We start from the raw sequence: 19,271 nt of genomic DNA, 5'->3' as shown, positions 1-19,271 counted from the left end.
CGACAACTAAGGATCTGGAGGGTGGGCAAAGGAGCGCAAGCGCTGTGCCCCCCGATCGTCGAGCGATTTGAAAGACGGTGGGCACGCATCGCTTGGCCACCCTAGGGAAGCTGAAGCGGAACGGAGCCAGCATGAACCAGCAGGTCGTCGCCAATCAGGAGCCGCGCACCATCAAGCTCAACGCGCGCGACAATGTCGCGATCGTGGTGAACGATTTCGGCCTGCCCGCCGGCACCAAATTCCCTGACGGCCTGACGCTGAAGAGCTTCGTCCCGCAGGGCCACAAGACGGCGCTGGTCGACATTCCCGAGGGCGCGCCGATCATTCGCTACGGCGAGATCATCGGCACTGCGAAGTCACCGATCGCAGCCGGCGAATGGGTCGACGAGGCCCGCATCGACATGCCCGAGGCTCCCGGGCTCGACAAGCTCGAGATCTCGACCGCCGTGCCGGCGCCGCTGCCGCCGCTCGAAGGCTACACGTTCGAGGGCTATCGCAACGCCGACGGCTCGGTCGGCACCCGCAACGTGCTGGGCATCTCGACGTCAGTGCAATGCGTGAAGGGCACGCTGGAATTCGCGATCAAGCGGATCAAGAGCGAGCTCTTGCCGAAATACCCGAATGTCGACGACGTCGTCGCGCTGACCCACGCCTATGGCTGTGGCGTCGCGATCTCGGCGCCCGACGCCGTGGTGCCGATCCGCACCTTGCAGAACCTCGCGCTGAACCCGAATTTCGGCGGCGAGATCCTGGTCGTCGGACTCGGCTGCGAGAAGCTCGCGCCGGAGCGGCTGCTGCCGGAAGGCACCGAGGACTCGATCGTGCGCATGCAGGACGAGGCCTTCGACGGCTTCGGCGCGATCGTCGAGGCCATCATGACCCAGGCCGACCGGCGCCTCGCCCAGCTCAACAAGCGCAGGCGCGAGACCTGCCCGGCGTCCGATCTCGTGATCGGCCTGCAATGCGGCGGCAGCGACGCGTTCTCCGGTGTCACGGCGAACCCCGCGGTCGGCTTCGCCGCGGACCTCCTGGTCCGCGCCGGCGCCACCGTGATGTTCTCGGAAGTCACCGAGGTACGCGACGCGATCCAATTGCTGACCCGACGCGCCATCAACGAGGACGTTGGCCGCGCGCTGATCCGCGAGATGGACTGGTACGACGCCTATCTCAAGCGCGGCGGCGCCGATCGCAGCGCCAACACGACGCCGGGCAACAAGAAGGGCGGCCTCGCCAACATCGTCGAGAAATCCTTGGGCTCGATCGTGAAGTCCGGCTCCGGCCCGATCCATGGCGTATTGGCCCCGGGCGAGAAGGCCAAGCAGAAGGGCATGCTGTTCGCGGCGACGCCCGCCTCCGACTTCATCTGCGGCACGCTTCAGCTCGCCTCCGGCATGACCCTGCAGGTGTTCACCACCGGCCGCGGCACGCCCTATGGCCTGGCCGCCGCCCCCGTCATCAAGGTCGCCACCCGCAGCGAGCTGGCGCGGCGCTGGAAGGATCTGATCGACTTCGACGCCGGCCGCATCGCCACCGGCGAGATGACCATCGAGGAGACCGGCTGGGAGCTGTTCAAGCTTATCCTCGACGTCGCCTCGGGCCGCACAAAGCCATGGTCCGATCGCTGGGGCATCCATAACGATCTGACCCTGTTCAATCCGGCTCCAGTGACCTGAGGGAGAACGCGCTCGACCTGCCATGGTCATTGTGTCGCTCCGACCTCTCCCCGTCATTGCGAGCGCAGCGACGCAATCCAGGGGCTGCAACAACGACTCTGGATTGCCTCGCTGCGCTCGCAATGACGCGTATGCTGAAGCGCTAACCTAGGTAACGAGGATCGGGGAGGGAAACCACGAGATGTCCAGCTTCAGCCGCTTCGCCGCGATCGCGGTCACCGCCCTCCTCCTCTCCGCCGCCCCCGCTCGCGCCGAGGACGCCATCCCCGGCGTCCCCCGCGAGCTGCTCGAGGATATCGCGACCGGCAGCCGCGTGCTCGCCGATCTTGGAATCGTCGACGCCTTTGGCCATGTCAGCGCGCGCAGCCCTGCCAATCCGCGCCATTTCCTGATGGCGCGCTCGATCGCACCGGCGCAGGTCACGGCCAATGACATCATGGAGTTCGACGAGAACGGCGAGCCGGTCGATGCGAAGAACCGCGCCGTGTTCCTCGAACGCTTCATCCATGCCGAGGTCTACAGGGCCCGCCCGGACGTCAACGCCGTCGTGCATACGCATTCACCCGGCGTCATCCCCTTCAGCGTCAGCCGGACGCCGTTGCGCCCGCTCTATCACAACGCCGCCTTCCTCGGCGAGGGCGCGCCGGTGTGGGACATCGGCAAGGAATTCGGCGCGACCGACATGCTGGTGCGCAACAACGCCATCGGCAAATCGCTCGCGACAGCGCTCGGCGACAAATCCGTGGTGCTGATGCGCGGCCATGGCGACGTCACCGTCGGCCCGGCGGTGCAGGCGGCCGTGTTCCGCGCCTATTACACCGACGTCAATGCGCGGCTGCAGGCGCAGGCGATGGGCCTCGGCACCGAGGTGACCTATCTCAGCGCCGAGGAGGCCGCCAAGGCCGACGGCGTCAACATGGTGATCATGGACCGCGCCTGGGTGCTGTGGAAGCAGAAGGCACAATCAACGAAGTAGGTCCCGACGACGCTGCAGCTTCCATCAGGGCAGCCCGGACCTGCTGCCCCCTGGATGACGCCGCAGCGTCGACGTCGTCCTACACCGCGCCCTCCGTCTCGACATAGAGCGCGTAGAGCGAATGCGACGCCGCCATGTAGAGGCGGTTGTTCTTCGGCCCACCGAACGTCAAATTGGCGCAGCGCTCGGGCAGCCGGATGAAGCCGATCGGCTTGCCCAAGGGATTGAACACCATGACGCCGTCGAGATCCTCCGACTTGGCCTTGAGCGGATAGACCTTGCGGCCATCGACGTCGACCGGCTCGGCGGCCAGCGCGCCGTTCGACCCCCAGCCGCACCAGAGATTGCCGTCGCGGTCGACGCGGAAGCCATCGAGCGAGCCCTGGTCGGCGGCATCGATCAGCTTCACCTTGTTGCCGACCGAGCCGTCGGCGTTGACGTCGTAGCTCCAGATGCTGCGGTTGGGCGTGCCTTTCCACTCCACGACATAGAGCTTCTTCTCGTCCGGCGAGAAGGCGAGCCCGTTCGGGTTGACGAGGTCGGTGATGACGGCCGTGAGCTTGCCGTCGGTGCCGATCCGGAACACGTTGGTATTGGCCTGCTCCGACTTGGCCTTGAAGCCTTCCCAATTGCCGTTGATGCCGAACAGCGGATCGGTGAACCAGATCGTGTCGTCGGACTTCACCACGATGTCGTTCGGCGCGTTGAGCCGCTTGCCTTCGAAGCTGTCAGCGAGCACGGTGACAACGCCGTTCTTCTCGGTGCGGGTGATGCGCCGCGTCACCGAATGCTCGCAGCTGACCAGCCGGCCCTGACGATCGCGCGTGTTGCCGTTGGCATAGTTCGCAGGGCTGCGGAAGACGGTGAAGCTGCCGTCCTTCTCGCTGTATTTCATGATCCGGTTGTTCGGAATGTCGCTGAGCAGCAGATAGCCTTCCTCGGGGAAATAGGCCGGCCCTTCCGCCCAGCGCATGCCGCTGGCGAGCTGTTCGACGGTCGAACTGTAGAGGCGATACTTGGCGAAGCTGGGATCGAGGATCTCGACCGCGGGATCGGGATAGCGCTGGTTGGGCTTGAACCCGAAGGATTGCGCCCTCGCCTGCCCCGAGACCGCAAGCGCTGCTCCGCTGAGCGCGGCCGAAAGAATGCCGCGACGCGACACTGTCATCCGTTTCCTCCATGTCGTTCTTATGTTGGGCCGTGAACCGGCCATGCTCTTCCCATAGGAGCTGAACGCGGAACTTTCTAAAGGTTTTTGCGGTATCGAAGGCGAATCGAGCGGCATACTGCGGCGCAATGTCCGGCAATTGGCATCGGGCGGCCGTTGTTTCGCCGCAAAGCTGACACATCGCTTAACCTATTGCGCAGACATGATTCCCTTCAGGCTGACCCCGCGGATGACCTTTCACTTTCCTCGCCTCGTCGCCGTTGCGCTCAGCCTCGGCCTGAGCACGCCATGCGTCGCGCAGCAGCCGATGCCGGTCACGAACTTGCCGGAGGAGCAGCCTGACATCGACCTCTATGCCCTGATGTCCGGCAGCTGCCGGACCTTGAAGGTCGACGGCCGGGATTTCCCCTGCAAGACCGTGGCGTTCTTCCACAGCGAGAAAGGCCGGGCGCACTTCACGGTGGCTCTCGACGATCCCGCCGACGAAAGCCACATCATCGCCTTCTCCGGCATCAATGGCCGGCGGTCGATTCAGAACGTCTACGAGCTGCCGATCGACCGCATGCTGCTCAACTCGAAAACCCGCCCGAAGGTCGACGGCATTCCGGTGCCCGCAACCCAGAGCTCGTCGGGACACTGCCGGCAGGTCGGCAATTTCGCGATGCTCAAGGTGACGAGCGTGACTTGCTCGGCCAAGGACGACAGCGGCCGCGCTTATGAGCTGCAGTTCGTTTCCGACGGCACGCCCATCACGTTGCGCCGGGTGCGCCAGACCATGACGGACGCCGCACACGACCCCTATCCTTAAGATCGCCTCCTGGAGTTCAGCGCGCGCGTCCGGCTTGTGACAGGATCTCCTGGGCGGCACGCCCGAGCCGCCTTGCCGCCCCGGTCAGATCGTGGGTCGCAAACCCCGAGTAGCCCAGGATGAAGCCGTCCGGTCCGCGCTGCACGATCCGGGCATCCGACAACAGCCGGCATTCGATGTCCGCCCGCTCCCGGATCAGCTTCGCGGCCCCTTTCGGCGCACCGTGCGGCAGGGTGGCCAACAGGTGCAGCCCCTGCGCCGGCGCGGCGAGATGGAGCGAATCGCCGGCATATCTTGCGAGCGCGTCCGCCACGACGTCGCGGGCCTGACGATAGCGCGGGCGCATCCGCCGCATATGGGCTGAGATCACGCCGTCGGCCATCAGATCGGCCAGCGCGTCCTGCATGAAAACGGGCGGAAACCGGTCCTGCGCTGCGCGCGCGGCGACGACGCGTGCGACCAGGGCTGGCGGCACCACGAGATAGCCGAGCCTGAGCCCGGCAAACAGCGTCTTGGCGAACGTGCCGAGATAGATCACGCGTTCGGCGCCGATGCCGGCGAGCGCCGTGAGCGGCGGACCGGCGAAGCGATACTCGCTGTCATAGTCGTCTTCGAAAATATAGGCACCGGCCCGGCGCGCCCAGTCGAGCAGCGCGATCCGGCGCGCCATGCTCATCGCGACGCCGGTCGGAAACTGGTGCGAGGGCGTGACATAGGCGGCCTTCGCCGCAGCATCTGCCTTCTCGCCTGCGGTCACGACGATGCCCTCGCCATCGACCGGCACCGGGACGAGCGTCACCCCGGTCGCCCGCAACGTATGGCGCGAGGCGAAATAGCCAGGATCCTCGAACCAGACCGCGTCTCCCGGCGCGAGCAGCGCATCGATGCACAGCCGCAGCCCGTGCTGGGTGCCACTGACGATCAGGATACAGCTGGGGTCACAGCGGACGCCGCGATTGGCGGCGAGATAATGCGCGACCTGGGTAGGCAGATGCAGGCTGCCGCGCGGATCGCCATAGCCGAGATCATCCGGCACGGCCTGCGCGATCCGACGCCGCGGCTGGCCGCGGCGAGTCGCTTCAGCAGCACCGGGTCGACCAGCGTGACGCCGAGCGCGAACGGGCGGCGTGGCGGAATGCGGATATCCAGTTCGGCCATCGGCGCCGCAGCCGGTGGCGCCGGCAGCTCGGCCGCGACATAGGTGCCCGCGCCATGGCGCGCCTCGACCAGGCCGTCCGACAGCAGGGCCTCGTAGGCGGCAACGATCGCGTTGCGCCGGACGCCGAGTTGCTCGGCGAGCGCGCGCGTCGAGGGCAGCCGCAGGCCAGGCGCGAGCAGGCCGTCGATGATGCCGGCGCGCAGCGCGCTGTGGACCTGCTGCGACTGGCTGCGAATGGCCCGATCGAGCCGGATCGGCAGCGCCAGCACATCGTCGCGGCGCCGCAAAGTGGTTGCTCTGTTTGGCATCAAAGTGGAACTCCCGGCAACCACTTTGCCATGGCATCAGTTCGCCGCAAACAGGAGACTGACGATGACCGAGGCACCAGCGGCGAGCTATCCCATCGACGACACCAATCGCGTCAAGCGGAGACATCAGCGCGCACATTACGATCACGCCACGGTGCACGCCCTGCTCGACTCGGCCGCTCTCTGCCATGTCTCCTACGTGATCGAGGGCCAGCCCTACTGCACGCCGACGCTCTATTGGCGCGAGGGAACGACGCTGTACTGGCATGGCTCGAGCGCCAGCCGGATGCTGCGCAATTTGTCCGAAGGACAGCCGGCCTGCCTGACCGTGACGCATCTCGACAGTCTCGTGCTGGCGCGCAGCGCCTTCCATCACTCCGCAGATTATCGCTCGGTGATGGCGTTCGGCCATGCGCGGCTGATTGAGGACCAGACAGACAAGTCGCGGGCACTGACCATGATGGTCGACCGTCTGTTTCCAGGCCGCACCGCGACGTTGCGCCCGACCACGGAGCAGGAGCTCAAGGCGACGTCGGTCGTGACCATGGACATCGAGAAAGCGTCCGCCAAGATCCGCGCCGCCGGCGTCATCGATGATGAAGAGGACTATTTGCTGCCGATCTATGCCGAGCGAATTCCGGTGCGCACCGTGATCGAGCCGCCGGAGCCCGACGGCCGGCTGTTGCCTGGCGTGACGCGCCCTGCGACGCTCTCAGCCTTCAGAACTGGACGGCGCCTGGATGAGGCGCTGACAGAGACCTATGCAATGAGCTATCCGGCGGGATAGCTCGCCTTTCTCGCTTCCGTCATTGCGAGACGCGCAAGCTCTGACGCAAGCCAGAGTCCCTGCGGAGCCCTGGATTGCTTCGTCGCTTCGCTCCTCGCAATGACGATCGGAGCAGGCGTCGCCCGACACGCTCTCCGTCGTCGCCCGCGAAGCGATCCAGAGGCCGCGCGAAAGGTCTGGACTGCTTTGGTTCGTTCGCAATGACGACGGAACGACGCCAGCCTAGCGCTCGATCATCCTGTTCCAGCGCGTATTCCATTCGGCGCGCCTGGCGTTGATGCCGTCCCAATCCAGCGTGATCGCGGTCTTCATATAGGTGTGGAACGTCGCGAGCTTCTGCTCGGCGGCGGGCGTCGTGGCCTTCGCTGCCGTGTTGGAGGGCACGATGTTGCCGGCGGCAAGCGCCTTCGCCTGGGCGTCCGGCGACAGCAGATAGGCAGCGAGCTTCTGCGCCAGTTCCGCTTCCGAATTGTTGGCGATCACGCATTCGGCCACCATCAGCACGACGGAGCCCTCCTTCGGCTGCGCATATTCGACCGGAATACCCTTCTCCTTCAGCGTCGACACCGCGGTCGGCGTGAGCGGAAAGATCGCGGCCTCGCCGGTCTGCACCATCTCGGAGATCTTGGCCGAGTTCGGGATGTATTCGAGCACGTTCTTGCCGATCGTCTCGGGGAACGCCTTGAAGCCCGGCTCGACATTGGCCTCGCTGCCGCCGTTGATGCGGTTGAACATCAGGAAGGCGTGCAGTCCGAAGGTGGACACCGAGGCCGATTGAAACACGACCTTGTCCTTGAACTTGGGGTCGGCGAGATCGAGCCACGACGTCGGCGCCGCCCAGCCCTTGTCGTCGAACAGCTTCTTGTTGTAGGCGAGCCCGGTCATGCCGATGTCGATGCCGGCGGCGATGTCGTTCTTCAGCCGCGCGAACGGCTCGAGCTGCGCCAGGCCATCGCTCGGCTTCAGCTTCTCGCACAGGCCCAAACCTGCCGCGCGGATCATCACGCCATCATCGAGAAACATCAGGTGCATCTGCGGCCTGTCTTTCGCGGCGATCGCCTTGGCGAGGATCTCCGAGGAGGTCCCGGGCACAACGACGATCTTGACGTCGTTGGCCTTCTCGAAATCCGGAAACACCGCCTGCGTATAGGTGCGCTCGAAATTGCCGCCGTTCATGCCGACATAGAGCGTCTTCGTCTCGGCCTGCGCAGCGGCGGTGGCGAGCATGAGCGCGAGGGCTGAGCCGAGCGCGCGGCGAGCATCGATCATGGCGTGATCTCCTTCGATCCTGTCGTCATTGCTGCTTGAGAGCACCGCCCGGCTGCGATGCGGGTGAGAAACGGGTGATCGCGAAGGCGTCGATCGGCGTCGCGGTCTGGCCATCGCGCACCAGCTCGGCCAGCACCTCGCCGACACCCGGCGCGATCTGGAAGCCGGCGCCGGAGAAGCCGAAGGCATGAATGAGACCCGGCGTCGTCGCGCTCGGGCCGAGCACGGGATTGCGGTCGGGCATCGTCGCCTCGGTGCCGCTCCAGAACCGGATCGCCTGCGCATGGCGCAACGGCCCGAACAATTCGCTGGCCCGCTGCATGATGGTAAGAGCGCCATCACTGTGCGGGCGCGAGTAGTCGGGATTGTCGAGCGGCGTGGCGCGCTCGCCCCCGACCACGACATTGCCGCGCGCAACTTGCCGCGCATAGATGCCGCCGCCCTCGATGCCGATATTGACGGACAGGAACGGATCGAGCGGCTCGGTCACGATCATCGAGGGATAAGTCCGCTCCAGCGGCACCGGCTCGTTGAACGCGCGCGCAAATCTGTCGGCCCAGGCGCCGGCGCTGTTGATGACGCTGCGGGCGGTGACGGCGACATCGCCGGCCTCGAGCGCAAAGCCCTCGAACGTCCTGCTCACGCCGGCGACTTCCGTGTTTTCCAGCACCTCGGCGCCGGCGCGGCGCGCCGCCGCAGCGAAGGCCGCAGCGACCAGCCGCGGATTGGCGTGGCCGTCACCGGGACAGAACGACCCGCCGACGAGATCGCCCATCACGCCGAAGCGCTCGCGCAGCTGATTGTGTCCGACCAGTTCGAGATCGAGCCCGAACGGCGCGACCTCGGCGGCGTAACGCTCCAGGCTCGCCATGTCGTCGGCGCTGCGCGCGAGCTTGAGATGGCCCGAGCGCAGGAACTCGCCGTCGATGCCGATCAGCTGCTGCAGTCGCGGCCAGATCGCATGCGCCCGCTGCGACAGCGGCAGTTGCTCGGACGGACGGCCCTGCCGGCGCACGCCGCCATAGTTCACGCCGCTCGCCTGCGCGCCGCAAAAGCCCTTGTCGAGCAGCGTGACGGACAGGCCCATGCCGCGCAGCGCCAATGCGGCGGAACTGCCGACCAGGCCGCCGCCGATGATCGCGACATCGCAGTCAATGCGCCGGGTCATGCTGCCTCTCATCGATGGACAGGCCCGCGGCCAGCGGTATCGGCTTGATCGGCGCCTGCGCACGCAGCCGCCCGACCGCGCCGATGTCGCGGCGGGTCTGCGCAGCCAGCAGTTCCGCTGCAGCAGCGCCGCACATGCGGCCCTGGCAGCGGCCCATGCCGATGCGCGTGACCGCCTTGAGACGATTCATTTCGGTCAGCGAGAATCGCGCGATCGCGCGCCGGGCGTCGCCGGCGCGGATCTCCTCACAGCGGCAGAGCAGCGTGTCGTCGGCGATGTCGCCCGCCCCATGCGACGGAAAGGGAAATGCCGCCTCGAGCAGGTCGCGTAAACGGTCGATGCGCGCCAGCACGTGTTCGAGATCGGCGGCGCGCGCCGGATCGTGCGGCAGACCACGGTCCTCCAGCAGCGCCAGCGCCGCACGCTCGCCGGCGGCTTCCGCGGCATCCGCACCGGCGATGCGGGCACCGTCGCCGGCGAGATAGACGCCGGCAACGCTGCTGCGACCGGCGGCATCTCGCTCAGGCAGATGCGCGCGGTCGCGGGGATCGAAGCGGAAGGCGCAGCCGGCGAGATCGGCGGCCTGTGTCTCCGAGCGCAGATTGAGCCCGTAGCCAACGCCATCGCAGGCCATTGCGCGTTCGCGTCCGCCCGCGTGATAGACGATGCGGGCCACCCTGCCCTCGCCCTCAATACGAAGCCCGGAGACGCCGAACTGCACACGCGTTCCACCGAACGCAAGCTCCGCGGCCATGCGCAGTCCGCGGAGCACAATCCCGGGCGCGAGCGGCAGCGCGCGCAGCAGATTGAGCTTGGCCGGCAGCGGCGCTGCATCGAGCACGGCCGCGACGTCCACGCCGGCTTTCATGTACTGCCAGGCGACGAGATAGAGCAGCGGGCCGGCGCCCGCGAACACCACGCGCCGGCCGATCGCACAGCCCTGCGCCTTCAGCGCGATTTGCGCGCCGCCGAGCGTGAACACGCCGGGCAAGGTCCAGCCGGGGATCGGCAGCACACGGTCGGTCGCGCCGGTTGCGAGGATCAGGCCGTCATAGGCGAAGCGCCGGCTGGTGCCGTCGCGCAGGATGTCGGCAGCGCCATCGCGCAGATTCCACAGCAGCGTATTCGGCCGGTAGTCGATATCACTGCCGAGCGCCGCGAAGGCGCGATGCAGCCGCGACGCCTTGGCGGCCTCCGAGCCGTAGCGCGCGCGGTCATCACGCTTATCGGCAGCCAGTGGCTGGCGATAGATCTGGCCACCGCAGGCATGGCCCTCATCCACCACGACCGGCCGCAGGCCGGCCGCGACCAGCGTGATGGCAGCGCGGATGCCGGCCGGGCCGGCGCCGACGATCAGCGGCGGTGGACGCTCACGCATGGCTGCCTCTCCGCTGCGTGATGATGTGCATGCCCTCGGCGAGCGGCGTCGTGCAGGCGCGCAGCCGCTCCCCGCTGTCGAGCTGCACCCAGCAGTCCTGGCACGCCCCCATCTGGCAGAAGCCGGCACGTGGCGAACCAGTGAACTCGCTGCGACGCAGCCGTTCGGCATGACACAGCACCGCGGTCAGCACCGTGTCGCCGGCGCGGCCCTGGCAAGGGGTGCCGTCGATCGTGAAGCGGATCACGGCGCTGTCGGTGCGGACGAGACGGTGCAGCAACGGCATGGTCATTCCTCAGCCCGGCCCGACGAGAATCTTGTCGAGGCCGAAGATGCGATCGAGCAGCAGCATCGCCGCGGCGGTCACCGCGATCATCAGCGCCGACACCGCGGCCATCATCGGATCGATCGACTCGGTCGCATACATGTACATGCGCACCGGCAGCGTGACCGTCGCGGGCGAGGTGATGAAGATCGACATCGTGAGCTCGTCGAAGGAGTTGATGAAGGCGAGCAGCCAGCCGCCGGTGATGCCGGGCAGGATCATCGGCACGGTGATACGGCGAAACACGATCCAGCTGGAGGCGCCCAAGGTCACCGCGGCCTGCTCCGCACTGCGATCCAGCCCCGACAGCGCCGCCAGCACCAAGCGGAGCACATAGGGCGTGACCACGATGATGTGGCCCGCAGTCAGCCAGAGCAGGCTGCCGGTGCCGCCGATGAGCGCGAACAGCCGCAGCAGCGCGACGCCGAGCACGAGATGCGGGATCATCAAGGGCGACAGGAACAGCGCATTCAGCGCCGCGCGGCCGCGGAAATCGTAGCGATCGAGGGCAAGCCCGGCGGCGACCGCGAGCACGACCGCGACCGACGCGGCGATCGCCGCGACCCAGAGGCTGTTGAGGAACGAGGCGACGAAATCCGGATGCGCGAACACGGCCGTGAACCAGCGCAGCGAGACCTGCGTCGTCGGCAGGGTCAAGGTGTTGGCGGGCGTGAACGCGACCAGGCAGATGACGATGAGCGGCGCCAGCACGAAGCCGACGACGAGCGCATGAAACAGCAGAGCGATCGGACCGTTGCGGTGCATGCCACTCACCCCAAGGTTCGCTTCGCGCGCGCCTCGACGACGCGCTGATAGGCCAGCATGATGACGAGATTGATGACCAGGACCAGCATCGCGATCGCAGCCCCCAGCGGCCAGTTCAGCTCATGCATGTATTCGTCATAGACCAGCGTGGCCGCCATCTTCAGCCGGCGGCCGCCGAGCAGCGCGGGGATCGCGAAGGCCGAGGCCGACAGGCCGAAGACAACGAGGCTGCCTGACAACAGGCCCATCGTCACCTGCGGCAGCACCACGCGGCGCAGCGCCGTGAAGCGCGAGGCGCCGAGCGTCCAGGCCGCAGCCTCGACCATCGGATCCAACTTCTGCAGCGAGGTCCAGACCGGGATGACCATGAACGGGAGCATCACATGCACCAGCGCGATCACGATCGCGGTCTCGGTGTAGAGGATCTTCACGGTGCCGATGCCGAGCCCGCGGAATGTATCGTTCACGAGTCCCGTCGGGCCGAGCAGCATGCTCCAGCCGAACGTGCGTACCACCACCGAGACCAGCAACGGGCCGATGATCGCGAGCAGGAAGATCGAGCGCCAGGGCTCGCGCATCCGCGACAGGACGTAGGCCTCAGGCGCGCCGATGACGGCGCAGATCAAGGTCGTGAGCGCGGCGAGCCGCAGCGTGCGCCAGAAGATACTCAGAAAATAGCTGTCGGAGAGGATCGCGGCATAGTGCGCCAGCGTGAACTCGTCCTGCACACCACGCGCGACGTCATAGGCATGGAACGAGAGCACGACTGTGAGCGCGAGCGGCACGAGCACGAGCGCCGCGAACAGTAACGCACCAGGCGCGGCCAACAGCCAGGGTGTCGTGCTGACGCGCGCGCCGCTCATGCCCCCTGCGCTCCCTCCGGCTTCGCGGCCTTGGCGCTGGTGCTGCTCCAGTCGAGTCCGACGGCATCGCCCTCGCGCGCCGGCTCCTCGCCGGCATTGGGCAGGGACACGCCGATCAGGCCGGCCGGCGTCTCCACGGTGAAGAACCAGGCACTGCCGAGAAAAAAGCGGCCTTTGACGCGGCCGTCGAGCACGCCTGCGCCCGGCGCCTTCAAGCCGATCTTCTCCGGCCGGATGGCCAGCACGGCAGCGGCGCCCTCGCTCAGACCAGCGCCGTTGCAGGGCAGCAGGCGGCCGCCGATCTCAACCCCGCCCGGACGCCAGACGCCGGATAGCCGGTTCATCTTGCCGACGAAGGCGGAGATGAAGGACGTGGCCGGGCTCTCATAGAGCCGATAAGGCGCATCGACCTGCACGATGCGGCCCTGCTCCATCACGACCACGCGGTCGCTCATCGACAGCGCCTCGCCCTGGTCGTGCGTCACCATGATCGTGGTGGTGCCGACGCGCTGCTGGATGCCGCGTAGCTCGAACTGCATCTCCTCGCGCAGCTTGGCATCGAGATTGGACAGCGGCTCGTCGAGCAGCAGCACCGGCGGATCGATGACCAGCGCACGCGCCACCGCGACGCGCTGACGCTGGCCGCCGGACAACTGGCGCGGATAGCGGTCGGCGAGCGCGGCGAGCTGCACCAGCGCCAGCGCCTGTCTGACGCGCGCCTCGCGCTCGGCCCTGGCCACCTGGCGCATCTCCAGCCCGAACGAGACGTTCTGCGCCACCGTCATGTGCGGAAACAGCGCATAGCTCTGGAACACAATGCCGAGGCCGCGGCGATCCGGCTTCTCATGGGTGATGTCACGCCCGTCGAGCGTGATGCGCCCCGACGTCGGCTCGACCAGGCCGGCGATCATCTGAAGCGTCGTGGTCTTGCCGCAGCCGGACGGGCCGAGCAGCGAGACGAACTCGCCCTTGGCGACGCTGAGGCTGACGTCGCTGACCGCAGCGACATCACCATAGAGCCTGGTCAGACCTTCCAGCGTCAGGAAACCCATGCGTCCTCGCGCGGGAGGCGCCCTGGGCCATCACCAGGGATTGCCACCCTGGGGCTCTTTCATCGGGCGGTCGGGACGACGGGTCAACGACCGATTTCAATATCCTGAATTTAATTCAGAAAGATTCCGGTATATGGATTATTAGACGCTCCTATTCCCAATATCATTCACTCAACAAAATGAACAACTCTGACCTGCAGTCCTCCTCCAGCCTCCGCCGCGCGCTCAGACTGCTGCGGGTTCTCGCGGCCGGCGACCCGGCGGGGCTGCGGCTGAAGGACATTGCCGAGGCCGCGGGCTGCAGCCAGCCGACCGCGCATCGCATGCTGCAAGACCTGGCGGCCGAAGGTTTCGCGGAGCAGGCCGCCGGCAAACGCTATCGACTCGCGCTCGATTTCTACGTGCTCGCCGCGCGCGCCGGCCAGGCCAGCGGCCTGCGCGAGGCCGCGCGTCCGGCGCTGCTGCGCCTCTCTGCGACGCTCAGCGACACGATCTTCCTGCTGGTGCGCAACGGTTTCGATGCGGTGTGCCTCGATCGCGTCGAGGGGCCGTTTCCGATCCGCTCCTTCACGGGCGATATCGGCGGCAAGGTGCCGCTCGGGCTCGGCCAGGGCAGCCTCGCCATTCTCGCCAACCTGCCGGAGGACGAGCAGGAAGCTGTGATCCGCTTCAACATCCCGCGCCTGCTCGATCGCGGCTTCCTCGACGAGGCGTCGCTGCGCAGCGCTTTGGCGCAGGCGCGCGCACAAGGATGGGTCAACACCAGCACGGGACTGATTCCGGGCATGGCCGGCGTCGGCGTCCCCGTGCTCGACACGCAAGCACGCGCCGTCGCAGCGCTCAGCGTCGGCACGCTGGCGGAGCGGCTGAATGCCGACCGCCTGCCGCATGTCGTGAAGATCCTGCAAGGCGAGGCGCAGGCGCTGGCCGGCAAGCTGAACCCGTTCGACGTCGCGCTGCGCTATCCCTCGCGCAGCCTCAGCACGATCGGAAACTGAGAGAACGCTCTGTCGCAGATCAGTTTATAGGCACGCGGCTGCTCATTTCTTGCGCCGCCATGATCCAAATTTTTGTGCGCCCACGGACAAGTCAGCCGCGCTCGCGCGCACCTAAGCTCGCTTTTGAGCTTGGACCGGGGCGACGGCACCCATGCACCGCCGGACCAGCGCGACATCATCGTTCGAAGGAGCTGGCAACATGCAGACGAGGCTATTCACCAAAGCGAGGCGCGCGTGGCTTGTCGCGCTCGGCGCGATCATCGCGGCGGGGCTTCTCGCTCCCGTCGGCGCCCAGGCCGCGGCGCCCGCAGGCTGCGCGGCGCTCAAGGAGAAATATCCGGACTGGAAGGGCAAGACGCTCGTCAACGCCATCAACCCGCACACGCCGGGCTATGAGTCGATCGATCCGAAGGACCCGAGCAAATATGTCGGCTTCGACATCGATCTCGGCGAGGCCATCGGCGACTGCCTCGGCTTCAAGCTGACCTACAAACCCGTGACCTTCGCCGCGCTCCTGACCACATTGGCAAGCGGCCAGGCCGACATCGTCATCTCCGACATCTACGCCACCAAGGAGCGCGCCAAGGCCGCCGACTTCATCACCTACTCCAAGGTGTTCGACGGCGTGCTGGTCGCCAAGGGCAACCCGAAGGGCATCAACGGCATCAATCTGTCGATGTGCGGCGCCGCCGCCGCCGAGAACACCGGCTATGTCGAGGTCCCGCTGATCCAGGACCTCGGCCCGCAATGCAAGGCCGCCGGCAAGCCCGAGCCGACGCTCCAGCTCTATGACAACAACGCCAACTGCATCCAGGCCATTCTCGCCGGCCGTGCCGACACCTATGTCAACGACGTCAACACGGTCGATCAAGCAGTCAAGGCCTATCCGGACAAGCTGGAGAAGGCGATCGCGGTGACCATCCCCTATTCGGTCGGCATCGCCGTGCCGAAAGACAAGCCGAAGTTCCGCGACGCCGTGATGGCCGCGCTGATCGAGGTGCAGAAGGCCGGCATCCATCAGGAGCTGTTGAAGAAGTGGGAGCTTGATCCGGCGAACTTCAAGGAGCCGGACATCCTGACGGCAGACTAAGCGCGCCCTTCAAGCGAAGCTACTGCCGCAAAAGACCGCGCGCTCCCCTCCCCCTTGCCGAGAGGATGGGGGATGGGGGTCTACACGGCGGAGTCTTTGCTGACATCCCCCTCCCCAACGAGGAGGGATCGCACGAATCGCGGTCGGCACGGCGCTCCGCGCCGTTGCTCACCCTGCGGCACTTTTCAGGCACTCATCACCGATGTCCCTCTTTCTGCACTATCTCAGCATGCCGTACCTGCTCATGGGCATCGAGCTCACGCTGCAGGTCACCGCGCTCGGGCTGATCGGCGGATTGCTTCTTGGGATCATTCTCGCCGGCATGCAGCTCAGCCGGTTCTGGCTATTGGCCGCGATCGCGCGCGGCTACACCGTGATCTTCCGCGGCACGCCGCTGATCCTGCAGATGGTGTTCGCCTACGACGCGCTGCCGCATATCGGCATCAAGCTGCCGGCGGTGCTGGCCGCCGGCCTCGCGCTGGCCTGCAACGAAGCGCCGTTCATTGCCGAGATGCTGCGCTCCGGCGTGCTCGGCGTCGATCGCGGCCAGCTGCTGGCGGGTCAGGCGCTCGGCATGACGCCCGGCGTTCTGATGCGCCGGATCATCGCGCCGCAGGCGATCCGCACCATGATCCCCGCCTTCGGCAACGAGGCCGTGAGCGCGTTGAAGAACTCCTCGCTGGCCTCGGTGATCGCCGTGCAGGAGCTGACCCTGCGCTCGACGCAGCTCGCCTCCTCGACTTTCGATTTCTTCTCGATCTTCTTTGCTTCCGGCCTCATCTACCTCGTGCTGACCGGCGCGATCAGCGTGATTCAGCTGGCGCTGGAATGGCTGCTCGACCTCGACCGGACGACGAAGCCGCGCGGCCTCGCTGATTATCTCCCCTGGCGCCGCGTCGACCTCACGCCAAAGCCGGAGCAGGCCAACAAGGCAGCGCCGCCAGAGGCACCCGAGCTCAAAGAGACCCCGCCGCTCGCTTTGTCGATCGAAGACCGGGCCCGGCGCGCGGCGACTGTCGCGCGCAACAACGTCGCGGTCGAGGTGAAACACCTGCGCAAGGCCTATGACGGCAACAAGGTGCTCGACGGCCTCGACATCACCGTGCGCATCGGCGAGGTGGTCGCGCTGCTCGGGCCCTCCGGCTCCGGCAAGAGCACCCTGCTCCGCTGCATCAACCACCTCGAGAACTGGGATGCCGGCGAGATCCGCGTCGGCGGCCGCAAGCTCGGCTTCGACGAACAAGGGCGCAAGCTGTCGCCGCGCGCGATCGCCAATGAGCGCGCCAATGTCGGCGTCGGCATGGTGTTCCAGCAGTTCAACCTGTTCGGCCATCTCACCGCGAAGGAGAACGTGGCTGGTCCCCTGCGCTGGGTGCACGGCATGGGCCGGTTCGAGGCCGAGCGCCGTGCTCTCGAGCTGCTGGAGCGCGTCGGGCTCTCGCACCGTGCCGATGCGCTGCCGCGGCATCTCTCCGGCGGCCAGCAGCAGCGCGTCGCGATCGCCCGCGCGCTGGCGCCGAACCCGAGCGTGCTGCTGCTGGATGAGCCGACCTCGGCGCTCGATCCCGAGCTGGTCAATGAGGTTCTGGAGGTAATCCGCCGCCTCGCGATCGACGACGGCCTCACCATGATCATCTCGACCCACCAGATCCGCTTCGCCGACGAGGTCGCCGACCGCGTCGCCTTCCTCAATGGCGGCGTTATCCTCGAGCAGGGCCCGGCCCACGAGGTGCTGACGAATCCGCGCCATCCGCTGACCGCGCGCTTCCTGTCGGTGATGGAGGCCGAGCGGCCGAAGGACGCGGTGGCATGAGCGCCGCGTCCTTGTGTGCCGCGACAGCGTCCTCTTGGCCAACCTTCGAGACGCCCGCCTGCGGCGGGCTCCTCAGGATGAGGTCCGTGGCTGCGGCGCCGTCACTCCCACCCTTCATGGTGAGGAGGCCCGCAGCGCCGTCTCCGGACGATGCCGTCGGCATCGCCTTGAGAACCATGAGGCCCACGGTCTCGCGCCCCACAGGACCCCGGGCGCGAGCCAACCTCCCGACGTTTTTCGATCTCTGAGCAAAGAGGCCCTCGCATGAAGCACCATCTGCTGCCGGTGTCCAACAAGACCGTCCACTGGGGCTATTTCTCCAAGGTGGTGTCGCCGGCGCTCACCTTGCGCTCCGGCGATCGCGCCACGATCGAGACGCTGACGCATCACGCCAACGACGATTATGAGCGCATGATCAAGGACGATCCCGGCGCCGAAAGCGTCTTCAAATGGACGAAAGAACACAAGGCGGTGGCGCGGCGCGGCTCCGGCCCGACCGAAGGCCCGTTCATCCGCGGCGCCGGCGAAGGCATCGGCGTGCATCTGCTGACGGGCCCGGTGGCGATCGAAGGCGCCGAGCCCGGCGACGTGCTGGAGGTCCGCATCCTCGATATCAGGCCGCGGCCGAGCCAATGCGGCTGCCATGCCGGCAAGTGCTTCGGCTCCAATGTCGCGGCGAATTGGGGCTTCCATTATCACGACCTGATCGAGGAGCCGAAGCCGCGCGAGGTCGTCACCATCTTCGAGCTGGACAGTTCGGGCGAGCCGTTCGCCAAGGCGGTCTACAACTACGTCTGGACGCCGCAGACCGATCCCGACGGGATCGTCCATCCGACCATCGACTATCCCGGCGTGCCGGTCGATCACACCACGATCAGGAAGCGCGAGAACATCCTGCCGGGCATCAAGGTGCCGGCGCGGCTGCATTTCGGCACCATGGGCCTCGCGCCCTCCGAGGCGGACTACGTCTCCTCGATCCCGCCGAGCTACACCGGCGGCAATATCGACGATTGGCGCATCGGCAAGGGCGCGCGGATGTATTATCCGGTCGCCGTGCCCGGCGCCTATTTCTCGGTCGGCGATCCCCATGCCGCACAAGGCGACAGCGAGCTCGGCGGCACCGCGATCGAGACCTCGCTCACCGGCGACTTCGAGTTCATCCTGCACAAGAAGGGCGATCTTGGCGGCACCCAGCTGGAAGGCCTCACCCATCCGCTGCTGGAAACCAGCGACGCGTGGTCGGTCTATGGCTTCACCTATCCGAACTATCTCGCCGAGCTCGGCGCCAACGCGCAGACCGAGATCGCCAACCATTCCAGCCTCGATCGCGCCATGCGCGACGCCTTCCGCAAGCTCCGCCGCTTCCTGATGACGGTGCATCATCTCAGCGAGGACGAGGCGATCTCGCTGATGTCGGTCGGCGCCGATTTCGGCGTCACCCAGGTGGTGGACGCCAATTGGGGCGTGCACGGCACGATCCGGAAGACCGTGTTCCGGTGTGATTGATTGACGTTGGTGAACGAGCCCTCGCTCCACGAAAGGTACGCTCCCTCCCCCCTTGTGGGGCAGGGGAACAGACCGCTCGCGGGGCACAGCATTGACCAACTCAAGAGCACAGCGCTGAAGACCGACTCCCTTCTGCGGACATCACACACCATGAAGCTCATCTGG

General features: G+C 66.7%; 18 protein-coding genes. 8 read left to right on the top strand and 10 right to left on the bottom strand.

All coding sequences use genetic code 11. The annotated features are described in order from the left end of the window. Nucleotides 1–131: 131 nt before the first annotated feature. Nucleotides 132–1,673 carry a galactarate dehydratase gene (gene garD, locus HL671_RS18680; RefSeq protein WP_172237408.1) on the top strand — a complete coding sequence of 514 codons (1,542 nt, stop codon included), beginning with the start codon at nucleotides 132–134 and terminating at the stop codon, nucleotides 1,671–1,673. Nucleotides 1,674–1,854: 181 nt separating this feature from the next. Further along, entirely contained in the window at nucleotides 1,855–2,649 is a 795-nt protein-coding gene (locus tag HL671_RS18675) for a class II aldolase/adducin family protein (RefSeq protein ID WP_012046341.1), read from the top strand. 79 nt (nucleotides 2,650–2,728) lie between these two features. Here the strand turns inward: HL671_RS18675 and HL671_RS18670 are convergent, their stop codons facing one another. After that, entirely contained in the window at nucleotides 2,729–3,817 is a 1,089-nt protein-coding gene (locus tag HL671_RS18670; protein ID WP_172237406.1) for an SMP-30/gluconolactonase/LRE family protein, read from the bottom strand. 229 nt (nucleotides 3,818–4,046) lie between these two features. Here HL671_RS18670 and HL671_RS18665 point away from each other — a divergent pair, with 229 nt between their 5' ends. Further along, nucleotides 4,047–4,625: a hypothetical protein gene (locus HL671_RS18665; RefSeq protein ID WP_172237404.1), complete on the top strand. Its 579-nt coding sequence runs from the start codon at nucleotides 4,047–4,049 to the stop codon at nucleotides 4,623–4,625. Nucleotides 4,626–4,641: 16 nt separating this feature from the next. On the opposite strand, the gene HL671_RS18660 is transcribed toward HL671_RS18665, so the two are convergent. Both HL671_RS18660 and HL671_RS39320 read right to left on the bottom strand, forming a co-directional pair. Continuing rightward, a complete protein-coding gene (locus HL671_RS18660; protein ID WP_463054351.1) occupies nucleotides 4,642–5,661 on the bottom strand; it encodes an aminotransferase-like domain-containing protein in 1,020 nt (339 codons plus the stop codon). Continuing rightward, nucleotides 5,547–6,092: a GntR family transcriptional regulator gene (locus HL671_RS39320; protein ID WP_463054350.1), complete on the bottom strand. Its 546-nt coding sequence runs from the start codon at nucleotides 6,090–6,092 to the stop codon at nucleotides 5,547–5,549. Before HL671_RS39320 ends, HL671_RS18660 begins: the two co-directional genes overlap by 115 nt. A 64-nt stretch (nucleotides 6,093–6,156) precedes the next feature. On the opposite strand from HL671_RS39320, the gene HL671_RS18655 reads away from it, so the two are divergent. Further along, nucleotides 6,157–6,879, top strand: coding sequence for a pyridoxamine 5'-phosphate oxidase family protein (locus HL671_RS18655; protein ID WP_012046345.1), 723 nt, complete (start codon nucleotides 6,157–6,159; stop codon nucleotides 6,877–6,879). Nucleotides 6,880–7,101: 222 nt separating this feature from the next. Here the strand turns inward: HL671_RS18655 and HL671_RS18650 are convergent, their stop codons facing one another. From HL671_RS18650 to HL671_RS18620, 7 genes are read right to left on the bottom strand one after another with little or no spacing between them, the layout of a single operon-like run. Next, nucleotides 7,102–8,148 carry an ABC transporter substrate-binding protein gene (locus HL671_RS18650; protein WP_012046346.1) on the bottom strand — a complete coding sequence of 349 codons (1,047 nt, stop codon included), beginning with the start codon at nucleotides 8,146–8,148 and terminating at the stop codon, nucleotides 7,102–7,104. Nucleotides 8,149–8,173: 25 nt separating this feature from the next. Then, a complete protein-coding gene (locus tag HL671_RS18645; RefSeq protein ID WP_012046347.1) occupies nucleotides 8,174–9,316 on the bottom strand; it encodes an NAD(P)/FAD-dependent oxidoreductase in 1,143 nt (380 codons plus the stop codon). Then, nucleotides 9,300–10,694, bottom strand: a complete 1,395-nt coding sequence (locus tag HL671_RS18640) for an FAD/NAD(P)-dependent oxidoreductase (protein WP_172237402.1) — start codon at nucleotides 10,692–10,694, stop codon at nucleotides 9,300–9,302. Before HL671_RS18640 ends, HL671_RS18645 begins: the two co-directional genes overlap by 17 nt. Beyond that, nucleotides 10,687–10,980, bottom strand: coding sequence for a (2Fe-2S)-binding protein (locus tag HL671_RS18635; protein ID WP_172237400.1), 294 nt, complete (start codon nucleotides 10,978–10,980; stop codon nucleotides 10,687–10,689). The genes HL671_RS18640 and HL671_RS18635 overlap by 8 nt, the downstream gene beginning before the upstream one ends. 9 nt (nucleotides 10,981–10,989) lie before the next feature. Continuing rightward, complete coding sequence (locus HL671_RS18630; protein WP_012046350.1) at nucleotides 10,990–11,784, bottom strand: ABC transporter permease; 795 nt, start codon at nucleotides 11,782–11,784, stop codon at nucleotides 10,990–10,992. 5 nt (nucleotides 11,785–11,789) lie between these two features. Beyond that, nucleotides 11,790–12,647 carry an ABC transporter permease gene (locus HL671_RS18625; protein ID WP_172237398.1) on the bottom strand — a complete coding sequence of 286 codons (858 nt, stop codon included), beginning with the start codon at nucleotides 12,645–12,647 and terminating at the stop codon, nucleotides 11,790–11,792. Next, nucleotides 12,644–13,699, bottom strand: coding sequence for an ABC transporter ATP-binding protein (locus tag HL671_RS18620; protein ID WP_172237396.1), 1,056 nt, complete (start codon nucleotides 13,697–13,699; stop codon nucleotides 12,644–12,646). The genes HL671_RS18625 and HL671_RS18620 overlap by 4 nt, the downstream gene beginning before the upstream one ends. A 179-nt stretch (nucleotides 13,700–13,878) precedes the next feature. Here HL671_RS18620 and HL671_RS18615 point away from each other — a divergent pair, with 179 nt between their 5' ends. The 4 genes from HL671_RS18615 to HL671_RS18600 all read left to right on the top strand — a co-directional run bounded on the left by HL671_RS18615 (nucleotide 13,879) and on the right by HL671_RS18600 (nucleotide 19,106). Beyond that, nucleotides 13,879–14,697, top strand: a complete 819-nt coding sequence (locus HL671_RS18615; protein ID WP_172237393.1) for an IclR family transcriptional regulator — start codon at nucleotides 13,879–13,881, stop codon at nucleotides 14,695–14,697. 199 nt (nucleotides 14,698–14,896) lie between these two features. Next, a complete protein-coding gene (locus HL671_RS18610) occupies nucleotides 14,897–15,787 on the top strand; it encodes an ABC transporter substrate-binding protein (protein ID WP_172237390.1) in 891 nt (296 codons plus the stop codon). A 202-nt stretch (nucleotides 15,788–15,989) separates the two neighbouring features. Beyond that, a complete protein-coding gene (locus HL671_RS18605) occupies nucleotides 15,990–17,600 on the top strand; it encodes an amino acid ABC transporter permease/ATP-binding protein (protein ID WP_012046355.1) in 1,611 nt (536 codons plus the stop codon). Between the two features lie 264 nt (nucleotides 17,601–17,864). Continuing rightward, nucleotides 17,865–19,106 (top strand): acetamidase/formamidase family protein, encoded by a 1,242-nt coding sequence (locus HL671_RS18600; RefSeq protein ID WP_012046356.1) that lies wholly within the window; start codon nucleotides 17,865–17,867, stop codon nucleotides 19,104–19,106. Nucleotides 19,107–19,271 lie beyond the last annotated feature (165 nt).

This window comes from Bradyrhizobium denitrificans (assembly GCF_013179005.1).
In the GTDB taxonomy this organism is placed as follows: Bacteria; Pseudomonadota; Alphaproteobacteria; order Rhizobiales; family Xanthobacteraceae; genus Bradyrhizobium; species Bradyrhizobium denitrificans.
Note: the sequence above shows the minus strand (reverse complement) of the source record. Positions and strands in the feature narration are given on the sequence as shown.

What these genes read in the sequence shown, in the direction of transcription:
- HL671_RS18640 (WP_172237402.1), bottom strand. Translation starts at nt 10,694, where the DNA reads ATGCGTGAGCGTCCACCGCCGCTGATCGTCGGCGCCGGCCCGGCCGGC.
- HL671_RS18605 (WP_012046355.1), top strand. Translation starts at nt 15,990, where the DNA reads ATGTCCCTCTTTCTGCACTATCTCAGCATGCCGTACCTGCTCATGGGC.
- HL671_RS18675 (WP_012046341.1), top strand. Translation starts at nt 1,855, where the DNA reads ATGTCCAGCTTCAGCCGCTTCGCCGCGATCGCGGTCACCGCCCTCCTC.
- HL671_RS18625 (WP_172237398.1), bottom strand. Translation starts at nt 12,647, where the DNA reads ATGAGCGGCGCGCGCGTCAGCACGACACCCTGGCTGTTGGCCGCGCCT.
- HL671_RS18600 (WP_012046356.1), top strand. Translation starts at nt 17,865, where the DNA reads ATGAAGCACCATCTGCTGCCGGTGTCCAACAAGACCGTCCACTGGGGC.
- HL671_RS18630 (WP_012046350.1), bottom strand. Translation starts at nt 11,784, where the DNA reads ATGCACCGCAACGGTCCGATCGCTCTGCTGTTTCATGCGCTCGTCGTC.
- HL671_RS18670 (WP_172237406.1), bottom strand. Translation starts at nt 3,817, where the DNA reads ATGACAGTGTCGCGTCGCGGCATTCTTTCGGCCGCGCTCAGCGGAGCA.
- HL671_RS18665 (WP_172237404.1), top strand. Translation starts at nt 4,047, where the DNA reads ATGACCTTTCACTTTCCTCGCCTCGTCGCCGTTGCGCTCAGCCTCGGC.
- HL671_RS18655 (WP_012046345.1), top strand. Translation starts at nt 6,157, where the DNA reads ATGACCGAGGCACCAGCGGCGAGCTATCCCATCGACGACACCAATCGC.
- garD (WP_172237408.1), top strand. Translation starts at nt 132, where the DNA reads ATGAACCAGCAGGTCGTCGCCAATCAGGAGCCGCGCACCATCAAGCTC.
- HL671_RS18620 (WP_172237396.1), bottom strand. Translation starts at nt 13,699, where the DNA reads ATGGGTTTCCTGACGCTGGAAGGTCTGACCAGGCTCTATGGTGATGTC.
- HL671_RS18650 (WP_012046346.1), bottom strand. Translation starts at nt 8,148, where the DNA reads ATGATCGATGCTCGCCGCGCGCTCGGCTCAGCCCTCGCGCTCATGCTC.
- HL671_RS18615 (WP_172237393.1), top strand. Translation starts at nt 13,879, where the DNA reads ATGAACAACTCTGACCTGCAGTCCTCCTCCAGCCTCCGCCGCGCGCTC.
- HL671_RS39320 (WP_463054350.1), bottom strand. Translation starts at nt 6,092, where the DNA reads ATGCCAAACAGAGCAACCACTTTGCGGCGCCGCGACGATGTGCTGGCG.
- HL671_RS18635 (WP_172237400.1), bottom strand. Translation starts at nt 10,980, where the DNA reads ATGCCGTTGCTGCACCGTCTCGTCCGCACCGACAGCGCCGTGATCCGC.
- HL671_RS18610 (WP_172237390.1), top strand. Translation starts at nt 14,897, where the DNA reads ATGCAGACGAGGCTATTCACCAAAGCGAGGCGCGCGTGGCTTGTCGCG.
- HL671_RS18645 (WP_012046347.1), bottom strand. Translation starts at nt 9,316, where the DNA reads ATGACCCGGCGCATTGACTGCGATGTCGCGATCATCGGCGGCGGCCTG.